The sequence below is a fragment of the Pseudomonas sp. R-28-1W-6 genome (genome assembly GCF_009799925.1).
Taxonomy (GTDB): Bacteria; Pseudomonadota; Gammaproteobacteria; order Pseudomonadales; family Pseudomonadaceae; genus Aquipseudomonas.
The window spans coordinates 404,726-422,316 of the sequence record NZ_WELK01000002.1 but is presented as its reverse complement, the minus strand read 5'-3'; the positions used below and the strand labels follow the sequence as shown (position 1 = coordinate 422,316).

14 protein-coding genes and 2 tRNA genes are annotated in these 17,591 nt (G+C 64.2%); 11 read left to right on the top strand and 5 right to left on the bottom strand.

What is annotated here, in order from left to right; translation table 11 throughout:
• Nucleotide 1 precedes the first annotated feature (1 nt).
• From secG to F3I62_RS06145, 11 genes are all read left to right on the top strand, one after another.
• Complete coding sequence (secG, locus tag F3I62_RS06195) at nt 2-385, top strand: preprotein translocase subunit SecG (protein ID WP_160488791.1); 384 nt, start codon at nt 2-4, stop codon at nt 383-385.
• Between the two features lie 11 nt (nt 386-396).
• Nucleotides 397-482: transfer RNA gene (locus F3I62_RS06190), tRNA-Leu, on the top strand.
• A 95-nt stretch (nt 483-577) separates the two neighbouring features.
• Nucleotides 578-654, top strand: a tRNA-Met gene (locus F3I62_RS06185).
• A 127-nt stretch (nt 655-781) separates the two neighbouring features.
• Nucleotides 782-1,240, top strand: a complete 459-nt coding sequence (gene rimP, locus F3I62_RS06180; protein ID WP_160489037.1) for a ribosome maturation factor RimP — start codon at nt 782-784, stop codon at nt 1,238-1,240.
• A 65-nt stretch (nt 1,241-1,305) separates the two neighbouring features.
• Nucleotides 1,306-2,787 carry a transcription termination factor NusA gene (gene nusA / locus F3I62_RS06175; protein ID WP_160082499.1) on the top strand — a complete coding sequence of 494 codons (1,482 nt, stop codon included), beginning with the start codon at nt 1,306-1,308 and terminating at the stop codon, nt 2,785-2,787.
• Between the two features lie 26 nt (nt 2,788-2,813).
• Nucleotides 2,814-5,318, top strand: a complete 2,505-nt coding sequence (infB, locus tag F3I62_RS06170; RefSeq protein WP_160488790.1) for a translation initiation factor IF-2 — start codon at nt 2,814-2,816, stop codon at nt 5,316-5,318.
• 101 nt (nt 5,319-5,419) lie between these two features.
• Nucleotides 5,420-5,797, top strand: coding sequence for a 30S ribosome-binding factor RbfA (gene rbfA, locus F3I62_RS06165; protein ID WP_160082495.1), 378 nt, complete (start codon nt 5,420-5,422; stop codon nt 5,795-5,797).
• 2 nt (nt 5,798-5,799) lie between these two features.
• The gene (truB, locus tag F3I62_RS06160; protein WP_160488789.1) at nt 5,800-6,717 is read left to right on the top strand and encodes a tRNA pseudouridine(55) synthase TruB; all 918 of its coding nucleotides are present in this window, start codon (nt 5,800-5,802) and stop codon (nt 6,715-6,717) included.
• A gap of 181 nt (nt 6,718-6,898) precedes the next feature.
• Entirely contained in the window at nt 6,899-7,168 is a 270-nt protein-coding gene (gene rpsO, locus F3I62_RS06155; protein WP_160082491.1) for a 30S ribosomal protein S15, read from the top strand.
• Nucleotides 7,169-7,380: 212 nt separating this feature from the next.
• A complete protein-coding gene (gene pnp, locus F3I62_RS06150; protein WP_160488788.1) occupies nt 7,381-9,486 on the top strand; it encodes a polyribonucleotide nucleotidyltransferase in 2,106 nt (701 codons plus the stop codon).
• A gap of 110 nt (nt 9,487-9,596) precedes the next feature.
• Nucleotides 9,597-11,012 (top strand): hypothetical protein, encoded by a 1,416-nt coding sequence (locus F3I62_RS06145; RefSeq protein ID WP_160488787.1) that lies wholly within the window; start codon nt 9,597-9,599, stop codon nt 11,010-11,012.
• A gap of 265 nt (nt 11,013-11,277) precedes the next feature.
• Here the strand turns inward: F3I62_RS06145 and F3I62_RS06140 are convergent, their stop codons facing one another.
• The 5 genes from F3I62_RS06140 to F3I62_RS06120 all read right to left on the bottom strand — a co-directional run bounded on the left by F3I62_RS06140 (nt 11,278) and on the right by F3I62_RS06120 (nt 17,545).
• Nucleotides 11,278-12,732, bottom strand: a complete 1,455-nt coding sequence (locus tag F3I62_RS06140) for a rhomboid family intramembrane serine protease (RefSeq protein WP_160488786.1) — start codon at nt 12,730-12,732, stop codon at nt 11,278-11,280.
• Between the two features lie 26 nt (nt 12,733-12,758).
• On the bottom strand, nt 12,759-13,064 hold the full coding sequence (locus tag F3I62_RS06135) for a DUF2845 domain-containing protein (RefSeq protein WP_160488785.1): 306 nt from the start codon (nt 13,062-13,064) through the stop codon (nt 12,759-12,761).
• 56 nt (nt 13,065-13,120) lie between these two features.
• Nucleotides 13,121-13,417, bottom strand: coding sequence for a DUF2845 domain-containing protein (locus F3I62_RS06130; RefSeq protein WP_160488784.1), 297 nt, complete (start codon nt 13,415-13,417; stop codon nt 13,121-13,123).
• Nucleotides 13,417-16,440 carry a DUF748 domain-containing protein gene (locus F3I62_RS06125; RefSeq protein WP_160488783.1) on the bottom strand — a complete coding sequence of 1,008 codons (3,024 nt, stop codon included), beginning with the start codon at nt 16,438-16,440 and terminating at the stop codon, nt 13,417-13,419. The genes F3I62_RS06130 and F3I62_RS06125 overlap by 1 nt, the downstream gene beginning before the upstream one ends.
• A gap of 88 nt (nt 16,441-16,528) precedes the next feature.
• Complete coding sequence (locus F3I62_RS06120; RefSeq protein ID WP_160488782.1) at nt 16,529-17,545, bottom strand: class I SAM-dependent rRNA methyltransferase; 1,017 nt, start codon at nt 17,543-17,545, stop codon at nt 16,529-16,531.
• Nucleotides 17,546-17,591 lie beyond the last annotated feature (46 nt).

Sequence of the window (17,591 nt, the reverse complement as noted above, 5' to 3'; positions counted from 1 at the left end):
AATGCTGGAAACAGTCGTAATTGTTGTGCATCTGCTGGTTGCCATTGGCGTGGTTGCGCTGGTTCTGCTGCAGCAGGGCAAGGGTGCCGACGCTGGTGCATCCTTTGGTGCGGGGGCTTCGGCAACCGTATTCGGCAGTCAGGGTTCGGCTACCTTTCTGAGTCGCTTTACTGGTATACTCGCTGCAACTTTTTTCATTACCAGCTTGGGTTTAGCGTTTTTTGCTAAAGAAAAGTCTGATATGCTGACGCAAGCAGGTTTGCCGGATCCGGCAGTGCTTGAAGTGCAACAGGAAAAGCCGGCCGTCGAAGACGTTCCGGTGCTCGAAGGCAAGGCTCCGGCAGTTGAAGCAACTGACGTGCCGAAAACTGAAGAGCAGAAGTAATACCCGTTTTTGCCGAGGTGGTGGAATTGGTAGACACGCTACCTTGAGGTGGTAGTGGCCATAGGCTGTAGGGGTTCGAGTCCCCTCCTCGGTACCAAATCAAGAAGGCCCGCTATATGCGGGCCTTCTTGTTGCTGGGAGTTCGGTTGACCCTGGAGGGGGAACAGCCGTATACTTCCGCCCCAGCTTTGGCGCGGGGTGGAGCAGTCTGGTAGCTCGTCGGGCTCATAACCCGAAGGTCGTTGGTTCAAATCCAGCCCCCGCAACCAGTATTCGAGAAGCCCCTTTTCAGGGGCTTTTTGCTAGCTGGACAGTCCGCCGCCAGTGTTTCTGAGTGGCTTGATGATGGGCGTTTCGCCCATTTTTTATTTGTACGACATGCACGGAGGGGTTCAGGTGTCGAGCAAGCTAGAGCAGTTGCAGGCCTTGTTGGCCCCGGTAGTGGAGTCGCTTGGCTACGAGTGCTGGGGTGTCGAGTTCCTGTCTCAGGGTCGGCATTCTCTGCTTCGGGTCTATATCGATCAGCCCGATGGTGTGCTGGTCGAGGATTGCGAAAAGGTCAGTCGACAGATCAGTGGTGTGCTGGATGTGGAAGACCCGATCGCCAGTGAATACACCCTCGAGGTTTCATCGCCCGGCATGGACCGGCCGCTGTTTACCCTCGAGCAGTTCGCCAAGCACGTTGGCGAGCAGGTGAAAATCAAGTTGCGTTCGCCATTCGATGGTCGGCGCAACTTCCAAGGCCTTCTCCGCGGTGTGGAAGAGCAGGACGTGGTGGTGCTGGTGGATGACCACGAATACCTGTTGCCGATCGACCTGATCGACAAGGCCAACATTATCCCCCGTTTTGACTGAGGCGCGGATCCCGCGGAGTACGCGGATTGCGTGGATCCAATGGATTGCGAAAGGCGAGGCGTACGATGAGTAAAGAAGTACTGCTGGTTGTAGAGTCGGTATCCAACGAAAAAGGCGTACCGGCCAGTGTGATTTTCGAAGCGCTGGAGCTGGCTCTGGCGACGGCGACCAAGAAGCGTTTTGACGACGAGGTCGAGCTGCGTGTGGAGATCAATCGCCACACCGGTAATTATGAAACCTTCCGCTGCTGGAATGTGGTCGAAGAAGACGATCTGGAAAATCCGGCAGCCGAGCTGACTGTCGAACAGGCCCAAGAGCAGAAGCCGGGCGCCAAGGTCGGCGACATCGTTGAAGAGCCGGTCGAGTCGATCGAGTTCGGCCGTATCGCCGCGCAAACCGCCAAGCAGGTCATCGTGCAGAAAGTGCGCGAGGCCGAGCGTGCCCAGGTGGTGGATGCGTACCGCGAGCGCGTGGGCGAAATCATCTCTGGGACCGTGAAGAAGGTCACCCGCGACAGCGTGATCGTCGACCTGGGCAACAATGCCGAGGCGCTGCTGGCCCGCGAAGACATCATCCCGCGCGAAACCTTCCGCGTCGGCGCGCGTCTGCGTGCCCTGCTCAAGGAAATCCGCACCGAGAACCGCGGCCCGCAACTGATCCTGTCGCGCACCGCGCCGCAGATGCTGATCGAGCTGTTCCGCATCGAAGTGCCGGAGATCGCCGAAGAGCTGATCGAGGTGATGGCAGCCTCCCGTGACCCGGGTTCGCGCGCCAAGATCGCCGTGCGCTCCAAGGACAAGCGCATCGACCCGCAAGGCGCCTGTATCGGCATGCGCGGTTCGCGCGTGCAGGCCGTTTCCGGCGAGCTGGGTGGTGAGCGTGTGGACATCGTGCTGTGGGACGAGAACGTCGCCCAGTTCGTGATCAACGCCATGGCTCCGGCCGAAGTGGCGGCGATCATCGTCGACGAAGATGCCCATGCCATGGACATCGCCGTCGGCGAAGACAACCTCGCTCAGGCCATCGGTCGTGGCGGTCAGAACGTGCGCCTGGCCAGTCAGTTGACCGGCTGGACCCTCAACGTGATGACCGAAGCGGACATCCAGGCCAAGCAGCAGGCCGAGACCGGCGACATCCTGCAGGACTTCATCAACGAGCTGGAAGTCGATGAGGAACTGGCTCAGGTGCTGGTCGAGGAAGGCTTCACCAGCCTGGAAGAAATCGCCTACGTACCGATGGAAGAGATGCTCAGCATCGATGGCTTCGACGAGGACATCGTCAACGAGCTGCGCGCTCGCGCCAAAGATCGCCTGCTGACCAAGGCCATCGCCAACGAAGAGAAGTTGGCCGACGCCCAGCCTGCCGAGGACCTGCTGTCCCTGGAGGGCATGGACAAGGGCCTGGCGCAAGAACTGGCAGTACGTGGCGTAGTTACCCGCGAAGACCTGGCCGAGCAGTCGATCGACGACTTGCTCGACATCGACGGCATCGACGAAGAGCGTGCCGGCAAGCTGATCATGGCCGCCCGAGCCCATTGGTTCGAGTAAGTTTTACGGCCTGAGGAGAGAAGTGCATGACGCAAGTCACGGTGAAAGAACTGGCCCAAGTGGTCGACACACCGGTAGAGCGCCTGCTGCTGCAGATGCGTGAGGCGGGTCTGCCGCACACCAGTGCCGAGCAAGTTGTGACCGACAACGAGAAGCAAGCCCTGCTTGCCCATCTCAAGAGCAGCCACGGCGAGAAACTGGAAGAGCCGCGCAAGATTACTTTGCAGCGCAAGACCACCACTACCCTGAAGGTTGCCGGTAGCAAGACCATCAGTGTGGAAGTGCGCAAGAAGAAAACCTACGTCAAGCGCAGCCCTGACGAGATCGAGGCGGAGAAGCAGCGCGAGCTGGCAGAGCAGCGCGCGGCCGAAGAGGCTGCCCGCCTGAAGGCCGAGCAGGAAGCCGCTCGTCGCGCCGAAGAAGAGGCGCGCAAGCAGCCGAGCGCCAGCGCCAAGCCGGCCGAAGCCGCCAGCGAAGCTGCTGTCGCGTCGGTTGCCGCTCCGCTTGACGTGGCGCCGGTGCTGGATGCCGCCGCTGCCGAGCGCAAGAAAGAAGAACAGCGTCGCCCGGAAAAGGCGCGCAGCGACGATGCCGAGCGTCGTGGTGGTGACCGCAAGACCACCCAGCACCGCCCTTCCGTCAAGGAAAAGGCTCCTGCCCCGCGTGTTGCACCGCGCACCGTCGACGAGGAAACCGATGGCTTCCGTCGTGGCGGTCGTGGCAAGGGCAAGCTGAAGAAGCGTAATCAGCACGGGTTCCAGAGCCCGACAGGACCGGTAGTGCGCGAAGTATCGATTGGCGAGACCATCACGGTGGGCGAACTGTCCCAGCAGATGTCGGTCAAGGCTGCCGAAGTCATCAAGTTCATGTTCAAGATGGGCACTCCGGTGACCATCAACCAGGTGCTGGATCAGGAAACTGCCCAGCTGATCGCCGAAGAGCTGGGCCACAAGGTCAAGCTGGTCAGCGACAACGCCCTGGAAGATCAGCTGGCCGAATCGCTGCGCTTCGAAGGTGAGTCCTTCCACCGCGCACCGGTAGTGACCGTCATGGGTCACGTCGACCACGGCAAGACCTCGCTGCTCGACTACATTCGTCGCGCCAAGGTCGCCGCTGGCGAAGCCGGTGGCATCACCCAGCACATCGGCGCCTATCACGTGGAAACCGACCGCGGCATGGTTACTTTCCTCGACACCCCCGGTCACGCCGCGTTTACCCAGATGCGTGCCCGTGGTGCCAAGGCGACCGACATCGTCATCCTGGTGGTGGCGGCGGACGACGGCGTGATGCCGCAGACCCAGGAAGCCGTGCAGCATGCGAAAGCTGCTGGCGTGCCGATCGTGGTCGCGGTGAACAAGATCGACAAGCCCGATGCCAACCCGGACAACATCAAGAACGGCCTGGCCGCGCTGGACGTGATTCCGGAAGAGTGGGGCGGTGATGCGCCGTTCGTGCATGTCTCGGCGAAAATGGGTACCGGTGTCGACGAGTTGCTCGAAGCCGTACTGCTGCAGGCCGAAGTTCTCGAACTGAAAGCCACCCCGTCGGCCCCGGGCCGCGGTGTGGTGGTCGAGTCCCGTCTGGACAAGGGCCGTGGCCCGGTGGCGACCGTGCTGGTCCAGGACGGTACCCTGCGCCAGGGCGACATGGTCCTGGTCGGCGTCAACTATGGCCGCGTGCGCGCCATGCTCGACGAGAACGGCAAGTCGATCAAGGAAGCCGGTCCGTCGATTCCGGTCGAGATTCTCGGCCTGGATGGCACGCCGGATGCCGGTGACGAGATGATGGTGGTGGCCGACGAGAAGAAGGCCCGCGAAGTCGCCCTGTTCCGCCAAGGCAAGTTCCGCGAGGTCAAACTGGCTCGCGCGCATGCCGGCAAGCTGGAAAACATCTTCGAGAACATGGGCCAGGAAGAGAAGAAGACGCTCAACATCGTCCTCAAGTCCGACGTCCGTGGCTCGCTGGAAGCGCTGCAGGGTTCGCTCAGCAGCCTGGGCAACGACGAAGTGCAAGTGCGTGTGGTCGGTGGCGGCGTCGGTGGTATCACCGAGTCCGATGCCAACCTGGCGCTGGCATCGAATGCGGTGATTTTCGGCTTCAACGTGCGTGCCGATGCCGGCGCGCGCAAGATCGTCGAGGCCGAAGGCCTGGATATGCGTTACTACAACGTGATCTACGACATCATTGATGACGTCAAGAAGGCCCTGACCGGCATGCTCGGCAGCGATGTTCGCGAGAACATCCTGGGTATCGCCGAAGTGCGTGACGTGTTCCGTTCGCCGAAGTTCGGCGCGGTCGCCGGTTGCATGGTGGTCGAGGGTGTCGTGCACCGTAACCGTCCGATCCGCGTACTGCGTGAAGACGTGGTGATCTTCGAAGGTGAGCTGGAATCCCTGCGCCGCTTCAAGGACGACATGTCCGAAGTGCGGGCCGGCATGGAGTGCGGTATCGCGGTGAAGAGCTACAACGACGTCAAGGTCGGCGACAAGATCGAAGTGTTCGAGAAGGTCCAGGTGGCTCGTACGCTGTAACGCAGCGAGCTGCAACACGCAACGCCCGGCCCCGCATTGACGCGGCCGGGCGTTTGCCGCTTTTGTACCCGCTGGCGCTGCCTGCGGGAGAGGTAAGGTAAATGGCAAAGATATACAGCCGTACCCAACGTATCGGCGACCAGATCCAGCGCGAGCTGGCGCAGATGATCCCGCGCGAGGTCAAGGACCCGCGCCTGGGCTTCGTCACCGTTACTGCCGTGGACGTCAGCCGCGATGTCGGTCACGCCAAGATATTCATCACCGTGATGGGCGAGAACGACGCCGACAAGATCAAGCAGAACGTGCGCGTACTGAATGACGCCGCCGGCTACCTGCGCATGCTGCTGGGCAAGGCGATGAAGCTGCGCAGCGTGCCGCAGCTGCATTTCCACTATGACGAAAGCATCTCTCGCGGTGTGCACCTGTCCACGTTGATCGAACGTGCCGTCGCCGAAGACAGCAAGCATCAGGACGATTGAGCGTGGCCCAGGTCAAACGTATTCGCCGCAAGGTTGACGGCATCATCCTGCTCGACAAGCCCTATGGCTTCAGCTCCAACGCCGCGCTGCAGAAAGTGCGCTGGCTGCTCAATGCCGAAAAGGCCGGGCACACCGGCAGCCTCGATCCGCTGGCCACCGGCGTGCTGCCGCTGTGCTTTGGCGAGGCGACCAAGTTCTCCCAGTATCTGCTGGATGCCGACAAGGGCTATGAGACCCTGGCCCAACTGGGCGTGACCACCACCACCGGCGATGCCGAGGGTGAGGTGCTCGAACGTCGTGAAGTGACCGTTGGTCGGGATGATGTCGAGGCCCTGCTGCCGCGTTTCCGCGGGGAAATCAGCCAGGTGCCGCCGATGTACTCGGCCCTGAAGAAAGATGGGCAGCCCTTGTACAAGCTGGCGCGGGCCGGTGAAGTAGTGGAGCGCGAGGCGCGTTCTGTTACTATTGCGCGCCTGGAACTGCTCAGCCTCGAAGAGTCGAAGCTGAGACTGAGCGTGGCCTGCAGCAAGGGTACCTATATCCGTACCCTGGTCGAGGACCTCGGCCAGCTGCTCGGTTGTGGCGCCCATGTCGCCGAATTGCGCCGGACCCAGGCCGGGCCGTTCAATCTGGCGCAGACGGTCACCCTGGAAGAGCTGGAAGCAGCCCATGCCGAAGGCGGCAACGAGGCGCTGGATCGCTTCCTGCTTCCGGCGGACAGCGGGTTGCAGCATTGGCCGCTGGTGCATTTTTCCGAGCACAGCGCCTATTACTGGCTACATGGCCAGCCGGTACGCGCGCCGGATGCACCGAAGTTCGGCATGGTGCGGGTGCAAGATCACAATGGTCGCTTCATCGGCATCGGTGAAGTGAGCGAAGACGGGCGCATCGCGCCGCGTCGACTGATTCGGTCGGAGTGACCGAAATCGCTGGCGGATTAGTTCGCTGGCGGTGAAACACAGGCGGATTTATCCGCATGCAAGCGTTAGCGGGTTTGTTGCCCGCTGGCGTACGAGGATGGCTGTCAACAGGCATGGTCACCCCTCACTTTATTAATACAGGGAATAGTCCCTGGCCTGTTCACTCTAGGAGCCCATTACCATGGCACTGAGCGTTGAAGAAAAAGCCCAAATCGTAACCGACTACAAGCAAGCTGAAGGCGATACCGGTAGCCCGGAAGTGCAGGTTGCCCTGCTGACCGCCAACATCAACAAGCTGCAAGGCCACTTCAAGGCCAACGGCAAAGACCACCACTCCCGTCGTGGCCTGATCCGTATGGTTAACCAGCGTCGCAAGCTGCTGGACTACCTGAAGGGTAAAGACGTATCGCGTTACAGCGCCCTGATCGGTCGCCTGGGTCTGCGTCGTTAAGACGTACCCCTGAAGTGAGAAGCTGGAAGTCAAAAGTCGCAGTCGGTTCAACCGACCGGGGCTTGGGGCTTCCAGCTTCTGGCTTTCTGCAGGCGGGTATTTAAAGCCCGTTCACAAACCGGTTCCGCCGAGCCGAGTTGCGAACAGACTTTCAGAGGGGTAAGCCCTCGCTCCACAGTTTCCCCAAGGCAACAATAGAGAAGGAAAACACCGTGAACCCGGTAATCAAGAAGTTCCAGTTCGGTCAGTCGACCGTTACCCTCGAGACTGGCCGTATCGCCCGTCAGGCCTCCGGCGCCGTGCTGGTCACCGTTGACGATGACGTCACCGTACTGGTCGCCGTAACCGGCGCCAAGACCGCCGACCCGAGCAAAGGCTTCTTCCCGCTGTCCGTGCACTACCAGGAAAAAACCTACGCCGCGGGCAAGATCCCCGGTGGTTTCTTCAAGCGTGAAGCGCGTCCTTCGGAAAAAGAAACCCTGACCTCGCGCCTGATCGACCGTCCGATCCGTCCGCTGTTCCCGGAAGGCTTCCAGAACGAAGTGCAGGTCATCTGCACCGTGGTTTCCACCAGCAAGAAGACCGATCCGGACATCGCCGCGATGATCGGTACCTCGGCTGCCCTGGCCATCTCCGGTATCCCGTTCAATGGCCCGATCGGTGCCGCGCGCGTCGCCTTCCACCCGGAAACCGGCTACCTGCTGAACCCGACCTACGAGCAGCTCAAGGCTTCCAGCCTGGACATGGTCGTGGCCGGTACCAAGGACGCCGTGCTGATGGTTGAATCGGAAGCCAAAGAGCTGACCGAAGACCAGATGCTGGGTGCCGTGCTGTTCGCCCACGACGAATTCCAGGCCGTGATCCAGGCCGTTACCGAGCTGGCCGCCGAAGCCGCCAAGCCGACCTGGGACTGGCAGCCGAAAGCCGAAAACACCGCCCTGCTCAATGCCATCCGCAGCGAGTTCGGTGAAGCGATCTCCCAGGCCTACACCATCATCATCAAGCAGGACCGCTACGCGCGTCTGGGCGAGCTGAAAGATCAGGTGGTGGCCAAGTTCTCCGGCGCCGAAGGTCAGCCGACCGCTGGCGAAGTCAAAGACGCCTTCGGCGAAATCGAATACCGCACCGTGCGCGAGAACATCGTCAACGGCAAACCGCGTATCGATGGTCGTGACACCCGTACCGTGCGTGGCCTGAACATCGAAGTCGGCGTTCTGGACAAGACCCACGGTTCGGCCCTGTTCACCCGTGGTGAAACCCAGGCCCTGGTGGTTGCCACCCTCGGTACCGCGCGCGACGCGCAGCTGCTCGACACCCTGGAAGGCGAGAAGAAAGACCCCTTCATGCTGCACTACAACTTCCCGCCGTACTCGGTCGGTGAGTGTGGTCGCATGGGCGCCACCGGCCGCCGCGAAATCGGTCACGGTCGTCTGGCCCGTCGTTCGGTGCAGGCCATGCTGCCGGCCGCCGACGCCTTCCCGTACACCATCCGCGTAGTCTCGGAAATCACCGAGTCCAACGGTTCGTCCTCGATGGCTTCCGTCTGCGGCGCTTCCCTGGCCCTGATGGACGCCGGTGTACCGATGAAGGCACCGGTTGCCGGTATCGCCATGGGTCTGGTCAAGGAAGGCGAGAAATTCGCCGTTCTGACCGACATCCTCGGTGACGAAGACCACCTGGGCGACATGGACTTCAAGGTTGCCGGTACCGCCAATGGCGTCACCGCACTGCAGATGGACATCAAGATTCAGGGCATCACCGAAGAGATCATGGAAATCGCTCTGGGCCAGGCCCTGGAAGCGCGCCTGAACATCCTCGGCCAGATGAACCAGGTCATTGCCCAGTCGCGCAGCGAGCTGTCGGCCAACGCGCCGACCATGATCGCCATGAAGATCGACCAGGACAAGATCCGCGACGTCATCGGCAAGGGCGGCGCGACCATCCGTGGTATCTGCGAAGAGACCAAGGCCTCGATCGACATCGAAGACGACGGCTCGATCAAGATCTTCGGCGAGACCAAGGAAGCGGCCGAGGCCGCGCGTCAGCGCGTACTGGGCATCACCGCGGAAGCCGAGATCGGCAAGATCTACGTCGGCAAGGTCGAGCGCATCGTCGACTTCGGCGCCTTCGTCAACATCCTGCCGGGCAAGGATGGCCTGGTGCACATCTCCATGCTCAGCGATGCGCGTGTCGAGAAGGTCACCGACATTCTGAAGGAAGGTCAGGAAGTTGAAGTACTGGTACTGGACGTGGACAACCGCGGCCGTATCAAGCTGTCGATCAAGGACGTCGCGGCAGCCAAGGCTTCTGGCGTTTAAGTCCGCAGCGCCTGCAGTAAAGAGGAGGGCCCGCTTGCGGGCCCTCTTTTTTTGCCTGCGATTTGCCGGGACAATAGTGCCTCGCGTAGTACCCACAAGGATGTTTGGCGATGGATATCACCTACTGCCGCTACCACCCCGCGCAGCCGGCCACCTGGCAATGCGTGCCGTGCCAACGGGATTTCGGCGACTGCTGCATCCCGCTGAATGCCGAGGCTCCCGATCAGCAACCGGTCTGCCCGCTGTGCCGCGGCAAGCTGGCCTTTCTCGGTGCGGCGAATACCGCCCAGCCTTTCTGGGAGCGTATCCCGCAATTCTTCCTCTACGGCTTCCAGGCGGGGCCGTTGCTGTTCGCCGCGGCGCTGGCCCTGGCCAGCCTGTTCATGCCGGGCTGGAAGCTGCTCTGGCTGGCACTGTTCTGCGTGGCCTGCAAATACCTGCAGAGCGTGATCGAGAGCGCCAGCCAGGGTGGCCGCGAGGCGCCCGCGTTGCGCAGCGCGTTCGATATCGAGGGCTTCGGCCTGTTCTGGCGCCTGCTGGTGATCTTCTTCATCGCCTTCGCCGCCCAGTGGCTGGCCGCCGATTTCGACAGCGAGGCGCTGTTCTGGGCAGTCAGCCTGGGCGTGCAGCTGCTGATCCCGGCCTGCATCATCCGTCTGGCGCTGGACAAGACCCTGGGCGCGGCGCTCAGTCCGGACGAGGTCGGCCAGGTGATCAAGGCCATGGGCTGGCGTTACCTGATCCTCTGGGTGTTCCTGTTCATCCTCTGGCAGTCGCCGGACTGGGTCACCTACATGCTTTCGAACGGCCTGCCGAGGGTGGTGCTGCTGCCGATCGCGACCCTGCTGTTCGGTTATTTCAGCGTGGTGATGTGCGCCATGATGGGTTATGCGGTGTTCCAGTATCAGGGCGCGCTGGGCTTTGCCGTGGCCGAGGAGGGCGCCAGTGCTGGCTTGCCGGCCGAGGAGTACCAGAGGCGGCGGGCCCTGGCCGAGGCCGAGGTGCGGCTCAAGGAGGGGCAGAGCGGGCCGGCCCTGGAGGTGCTGACCCAGGCGCTGGAGCGCATGCCCGATGACCTCAAGCTCAACGAGCGCTTCCATCAGCTGCTCTATGGCCTGAATGCCGGTGAGCGCTGCCTGCGCCATCTGGCCCATTACCTGCCGTTGGCCGCCGGGTCGAACCCGGCCCAGGCCGCCACGGCGCTGCTCAATGCCCGCCGGCTGCAGGCGGATTATCTGCCGGGCGATGCCCAGACCTGCGAGCGGCTGGCCCAGGCGCTGATCGAGCGGCACAAGGTTCGCGAGGGCCTGAGCCTGCTGCGCAACCTGCACCAGCGCTTCCCCGACTACCCGTTCATGGCCCGCGCCTACCTGCTGGCGGCGCGAGGCTTTGCCGAGGGGCTGGGGCAACTGGAGCCGGCGCAGAAGCTGCTGGCCTACATCCGGGCACGTTACCCGCAGTCGCCATTGCTGGGCGAGGTGGCCGTGCTGGATGCGACCATCGCCCGGCTGGCCGAGCGCGGCTGAGCGCCGGCCTGCGATCTGTTCTGTGGCAGTCATGCCGCGCTATAAGCAGGCTCGCCTGTGTTGCCTGGTCGGCAGCTTGTGGGGAGTTCTGAAGACCTGCCCACGAGGGTTTTTCCGCCACTGCATGCGGGGGCGGAGCCACTGATTTAAGGGCTGGCTGCTCTTGCGTAGGGTGCGCCGTGCGCACCAGAGAACTGTGCGTGGCTTGTGGTGCGCACGGCGCACCCTACGTGAATCCGCCGCTCGGACTGTCTTCGGGCTAGGCTCAGCGCGCCAGATGCTGCTGATAGATCGCCAGCTGGCGGGTCTGCTCGGCTTCCGGGAAGGACTGGTGCAGGAAGCGGCTCAGCTCGCCGACCCCGCGCAGGTCCTGGCGCTGGCCGAGCTGGCGAGCCAGCTGCAGGGTCAGCACCGGGAACTGCGGCGGCAGTTGCGCGCTGCGGCTCAGGCGGCGCCAGGTGCCCAGGGCACGCGGGCCTTCGCCGGCGCGGATCAGCGGGGCGAGCAGGTGCAGTTGCACGGCCGGGTGCTGCAGCAGGTGCTGCCCGGCCTCGCCGCTGTCGTCGGCGATGCGGCGCAACAGGGGCAGACTGTCGCCGTGCTCGGCCAGGGCGAACAGCTGCTTGAGCACGCTGCCGAGCAGGGCCTTGTCCTGGCGCCCGCGGGCCACCGTATACAGGCGCTCCAGTAGCGCGCGTCGGCCGGGATAGCGGGCCAGCAGGTCCGGGCCGCGGGCGGCGGCCTGGTCCAGGGCGAACTGGCCGATCAGCTGATCGAGGGCGGCCAACTCGCGCTTGAACGGCGCGTCCGGGTCTTCCTTGTGCAGGTAGGCCTCGTCGACCTTGAGCCGGCCGCCCAGGCGCGGCAGCCACACGGCGAGGAAGCCGGCCGCGAGGCCGCCGAGGTGGGCGTAGTAGTTGGTGTTACCCTCGGCCAGCAGCAGGCCGTACAGCTCCTTGCCCATCCACACCGGCAGAATCCACAGCGCCGGCGCCTTGAAGTAGCCGAACAGCGGGCCGAGCCAGTAGAAGAAGTTGATCTTGCGCAGGCCGTAGACGCCCAGGTACATGCCCATCAGCCCGGAGATCGCCCCGGAAGCGCCGACTCCGCTGACCCAGACCGGATCCAGCGCCCACCACAGCAGGTGCGCGGCGACGCCGCTGAGCAGGTACAGACCCAGATAGACGGCGCGGCCCAGGGCGATCTCCAGGGCGAAACCGAAGATGAACAGGAACAGCATGTTGCCCAGCAGGTGCTCGAAGCTGCCATGCAGGAACATGGCGCCGAACAGCCCCTGCACGCTGAACTGGGCGGGAATGAAGCCGAAGCGGATGCTGCTGAGCTGGTTGCGCGCGGCTTCGGCGCGCTGGCGTGCCGCTTGCCAGGTGCTGTCGGCCAGATACGCCGCGCGCTGATGCAGGCCGTGCTCGAACTCCAGGTCATGCAGGATCAGCGCGGCCAGGTCCTGGCGGCGCATGCCGTCGAGATACTCGCGGTTGTCCTGGTCCAGTTCGCGGCGGGCGCTGAAATCCTCGACGAACAGCGCCCGTTCGCGGTTGAGCAGGCCGCCGTCGAGGTAGGTGCGCACCGCCGTTTCCTCGCGCGCCTGATCGCCGCCCTGGTAGGCGAAGTAGATCAGGGTGTTGAGCAGGATCAGCAGCAGGGTGATGACCGGTGGGCGTTTCCAGTCCAGGGGGTGTTCGGCGGGAATGATGAGCATCGCGTACTTCCGTGTCGCGGGGTGGGTCAGTTCTTGCGCTTGCTGTCGATCTTGATCAGGCGGTTGCCTTCCAGGCGCAGGAAGTAATACATGCCGTTCTTCGGTCCGTAGGTCCACTCCTCGACCGGCACTTCGCTGGCGAAACCGTAGTAGTCGACCACCTCGCGGTAGCCGAGGAAGTCGCGGCTGACCGGTTCGCCGCACTTGCTCAGCACTTCGCTGGCGAGGTCGTTGGTGCTGATCAGCTGGCTGCCGCAGCGCAGGGTCGAACCGGCCTGGGCGCTGGCGCAGCACAGCGAGAGCAGCAGGGTGGTGGCGAGGGGCTTGAGCATCGACGGGGTCGCAACGCGGGGTATGGGCGGCAGCCTACACCGCCGCTGGGCGGCTGTCAGCGGCTGCGCCGGGTTTCGATGCGGATCAGCCGGTTGCCCTCGAAGGTGAGGATGCTGAGCATGCCGTTGGTGGGCCCGTAGACCCACTCCTCGATCTTGAATTCGCGCCGGTCATAGCCGCTCAGGGTGTAGCCGACCAGGTCGCGGTGCGCCGGCTCGCCACATTTCTGCTCGACCTCGAAGGCGCGGTCGCCTTCGCTGACCAGCTGCGTGCCGCAGCGCATGGTGGTTGCTGCCTGCGCCGGGCTGCTCAGCAGCAGCGCCAGGGCCAGGCAGGCGGCGTAGCGCTGCATCACTGGCTCCCCAGGTGCAGGGCGGTGCTGACCTTGCCGTCGGCCAGGGCCTGGCTGCTGGCGACGTCGAGCAGGTAGACCCGCTGGTCCTCCAGGCCGCCGCGTTCGACCAGGTAGTCCTTGATGCTGGCGGCGCGGGCCTGGGCCAGCTGGCGCAGGAGCAGGTCGCTCTGCGCCCAGGATTGCAGCACCGCCTGCTGCAGCTTCAGGGTGCGTTCTTCGTCCGGCAGTTCTTTCCATTCGGCCGGGGGCTGCTGCTTCAGGCGCGCGCGGTAGATGCCTTCGAGCAGCACGGCCTGGTCGTCCTCGGCCACCACCAGTTCGCTGGGGTCGGCCGGTACCTTGTCGCCGCGGCGCTGGAGGATCTTGTACCAGGTGTTCTGGTATTCGCGTTCCAGGCGCTGGGCGGCGAGCGGCGGGCCGTCGCTGCTCTGGGCGCTCATGCCTTCGACTTCCAGGCGCAGCACCGGGCGTTGCTTGAGGGCCGCGGCCAGGGTATCCAGCGACTTCTGCGCGGCGCCGTCCAGCTCGCTGCTGCCGGCGGCGAACTGCACCTGGCTGAGGTCGCTGTCGCTGCCGCCGACCAGCCCGGCGATGAAGTTGAACGGTGCCTGTGCGGCGCGCAGCACCAGGTTGCGCAGGGTCTGCCAGACGATCGGCATGACGCTGAACTGCGGGTTGTTGAGGTCGCCCTGCACCGGCAGCTGGATGTCGATATTGCCCTGGGTGTCCTTGAGCAGGGCCACGGCCAGGCGGATCGGCAGATCCACGGCATCCTTGCTGTCGACCTGCTCGCCGAGCTGCAGGTCTTCCAGCAGCAGCTTGTTGTCGGCATTCAGCAGGCCCTTCTCGATCTGGTAGTGCAGGTCGAGGTTGAGACGGCCCTTGCGGATGCGGTAGCCGGCGAACTTGCCGGAGTAGGGGGTGAGGGTGGTCAGCTCGACATTCTTGAAGCTGGTGGCGATATCCAGGCTGTTCATCGGGTCGAAGGGGGTCAGCTTGCCCTTGATGCTGACCGGCGCGTACTTGTCGACCTTGCCCTCGATGTTCACGTTGGCGGCTTTCGGGCTCTGGTTGTCGAGGGTGCCGATCTTGCCGTTGAGCTGCTGGATGGCGGTGGCGAAGTTGGGCATCAGGCTGAAGTCGGCGAAGTTGGCCGAACCGTCCTCGATGTCGATGCCGCCGATGCGGATCGGCAGCGGCTTGGCGGCGGGCTCGGCTGCGGCGGCCTTGGCGCCGCTCGGCTCGGCCTGCGCAATCAGCAGGTCGTTGACGTTGGTGGTGCGGTCTTCGTTGATGATGAAGCGGGCATAGGGCTGCTGCAGGTTGATCTGCTGGATGCCCAGGCCTTCGCCGTGGCGGTAGTCGAGGCCTTCCACCTGCAGCAGCTGCCATTTGAGGAAGTCGCGCTCCTTGAGGGTATCCAGGGTGTGCAGCTGGTTGACCTCGGCCCGGCCGCCGATTGAGAAGGCCAGCGGTTCGAGGCTTTTCAGGTCGAGCGCCAGGTCGCTGCCGAGCCGGCCGCTGCGCAGCTCCAGGTGGATGAAGGGGCTGATATAGGCCTGCGCCAGGCGCAGGTCGATATCCCGGGTGGTCAGTTGCAGCTGGGCGCTGAGCGGCGTCAGCTGGACCTTGCCGGCTGCCGTCAGCTGGCCGTTCTGGTTCAGGCCGGTGCCCAGCTTGAGGGCGAAGGGCGAGGTGCCCTGGCTGTCGAAGTCGCTCAGGTCGAGGTTGAGCGGGCCGAGGTCGAGCTTGACCTCCTGCGACGGCGCGCGGTCGGCCAGGTGGATCTGGTAGTCGCGCAGCTGCAGGTCGCGCAGGCTCACCTGCCAGGGTTTGCCCGGTTCGCTGGTGGCCGCTGGGGCAGGCGCCGCGGGTGCTGCGGGTGCGCCTTGCGGCGCCGGAGCCGGCTCGCCGGCCGCCACGGCAGGGGTTGCGCTAGCGTCTGGAGTCGTCGGCATGGCTCCGGCGCCTCCCTCGTTCGGTGCCGGAGCCACGGCAGGTGTCGTCTTGGCGGGCTGGCTGGCCAGCAGCTTCTGCCAGTCGAGCTGGCCATCCTGCTCGCGGGCGGCCCAGGTCTCCAGCTTCTGGCTGCGCACCTTGCCGATCACCACCTGCTGCTTGGCGAGGTCCAGCGAGGTCTCGCTCACTTCCAGGCTGGCCAGGCGCAGCAGCGGCTTGTCCTGCGGGTTCTTGATGGCGAAGTTGTTGAGGCTGAGCGTGGTGTTGCTGAGCAGCAGATCGGTGCCCTTGGCCAGGCTCAGGCGGTAGTCGGTACTCAGGTTGACCACGCCGTCTTCCAGTACCAGCGGGACGACATCGCGTACATAGGGCCAGATGCCCCTGAGCTTGCCGTCGCGCAGTTGCAGCTGGCCGCTGGAGGTGAGCGGGGTCAGGCTGATCTGACCGTGCCAGTCGATGCGGCCGCCGGCCGGTCCGACAGCCACCAGGCTCATCTCGGCGTTGTCGCCTTGCAGGGTGCTGAGGTTCTTCAGCTCCAGGTTGAGCGAGTCATAGACGAACTCCACCGGCTCGCTGGGGCGCAGGTCGCGGAAGTGCAGGCCGTTCTCGATCAGTTCGACCCGCTCGATGCGCAGCGGGAAGGGTTCGCTCGGCGCCTCTTCGGCGGGTTTCTCCGGGCTGGGCGGCAGCTTGAACAGCTGGTTCAGGTTGAGTGTGCCATCCCGGGCGAACAGCACCTCGCTGCGCACCTTCTCCAACTCGACATCGGCCAGGTGCAGGGCGCCGCTCCACAGGCTGTCCAGCTGCAGGTTGGCGTGCAGGCGCTCGAAGGCGATCTGTTCCTGGCCCGTTTCGCCGATATGCAGGCCCCAGAGGTTCAGCTCCAGGCTGAAGGGGTTGAGCTCGATGCGCTCCAGGCGGGCCGGCACCGTGGCGTACTGGGCCAGTTGCTGGTTGGCGATGCGCAGGCCGATGCCGGGCAGGATCAGGAAACCGAGCAGGCTGTAGAGGGCGATGGCGATCAGCAGTGCGCTTGCGGCGCGTTTCAATCCTTTGGGCATGGGACGACTTCAACTTCCAGGCTGAGATGCCCGGAAGTATGGCATGGCTATTTTGGAAATGGGGCCATCGGCGTGCTGGCAAGCCGTCTCAGAAGTGCAGGATCAGGGTCTTCAGCGGCGGCTGGCCATCGTGCGAGGGGAAGTCCGCCGCAGGAGGCAGCACTTGCCATTCGCGCACCGGGCGGCCGAGCTTTTCCGCGCAGCGCAGCACCTGCTCGCGCCACTCGGGCAGCGCCACCTTGGCCAGGTTGTTGCAGCAGATCAGCGTGCCATTGGCCGCCGTGGCGAGGAGCGCCGGCTTGAGCAGGCTCTGGTAGTCGCGCTGTAGGTCGACGGTGCCGAAGGCGCTCTTGGCCCAGGCCGGTGGATCGAGCAGCACCAGGTCGAACTGGCGTGGCTGCAGGCGCGGATAGTGCGGCAGCTTGTGCCCGCGCCGTGCGGTGATGGGCAGGCCGGCCAGCTGGCGGATGGCCGGGAAGTAGTCGGACTGGATGAACTGCATGACCGGCAGCTGCGGGTTGAGCAGGCCGTTCTCGCGGCCGACCGCCAGGTTGCCCTCGGCGAAGTCGAGGTTGACCACCTCGCTGGCACCTCCCGCGGCGGCGCACAGGCCGACGCCGCAGGTGTAGGCGAACAGGTTGAGTACCGACTTGCTGGCACTGTGCGCCTTGACCCAGCCGCGGGCGTTGCGCAGGTCGAGGAACAGCAGCGGGTCCTGCCCCGGGTGGCGGCCGCGCACCCGGTAGTTCAGCCCCCACTCGTGGCCGATCTGGTCTTCCAGGGCGGCGGGTTCGGCCTGGTATATGGGATCGCTGCGGTCGATGCGCGAGTTGCCCTGGGAGCGGTCGTTGTAGACCAGCTGCAGGTCGCGGCCGAGACGTTGCTGGACGGTCGCTTGCAGGTCGAGCAGGGCGTCGCGTTCGAGGCTCTGGTGGAAGCTTTGCACCAGCAGCTGTGGGCCGTAGCGGTCGGCGGTGAGGCCGGGGGCGCCTTCCTGGCTGCCGTGGAACAGACGGTAGCAGTCGGTGCCCTGATCGTGCAGTTCGCCGAGCAGGCCCTGGCGGGCGTCGAGAGCGGCGCGCAGCGCCTGAGTGAGAGCGGGCATGCGCGGTATCTCGGAAGAGGAGGGCGCGCAGTTTACCAGCCCTGCC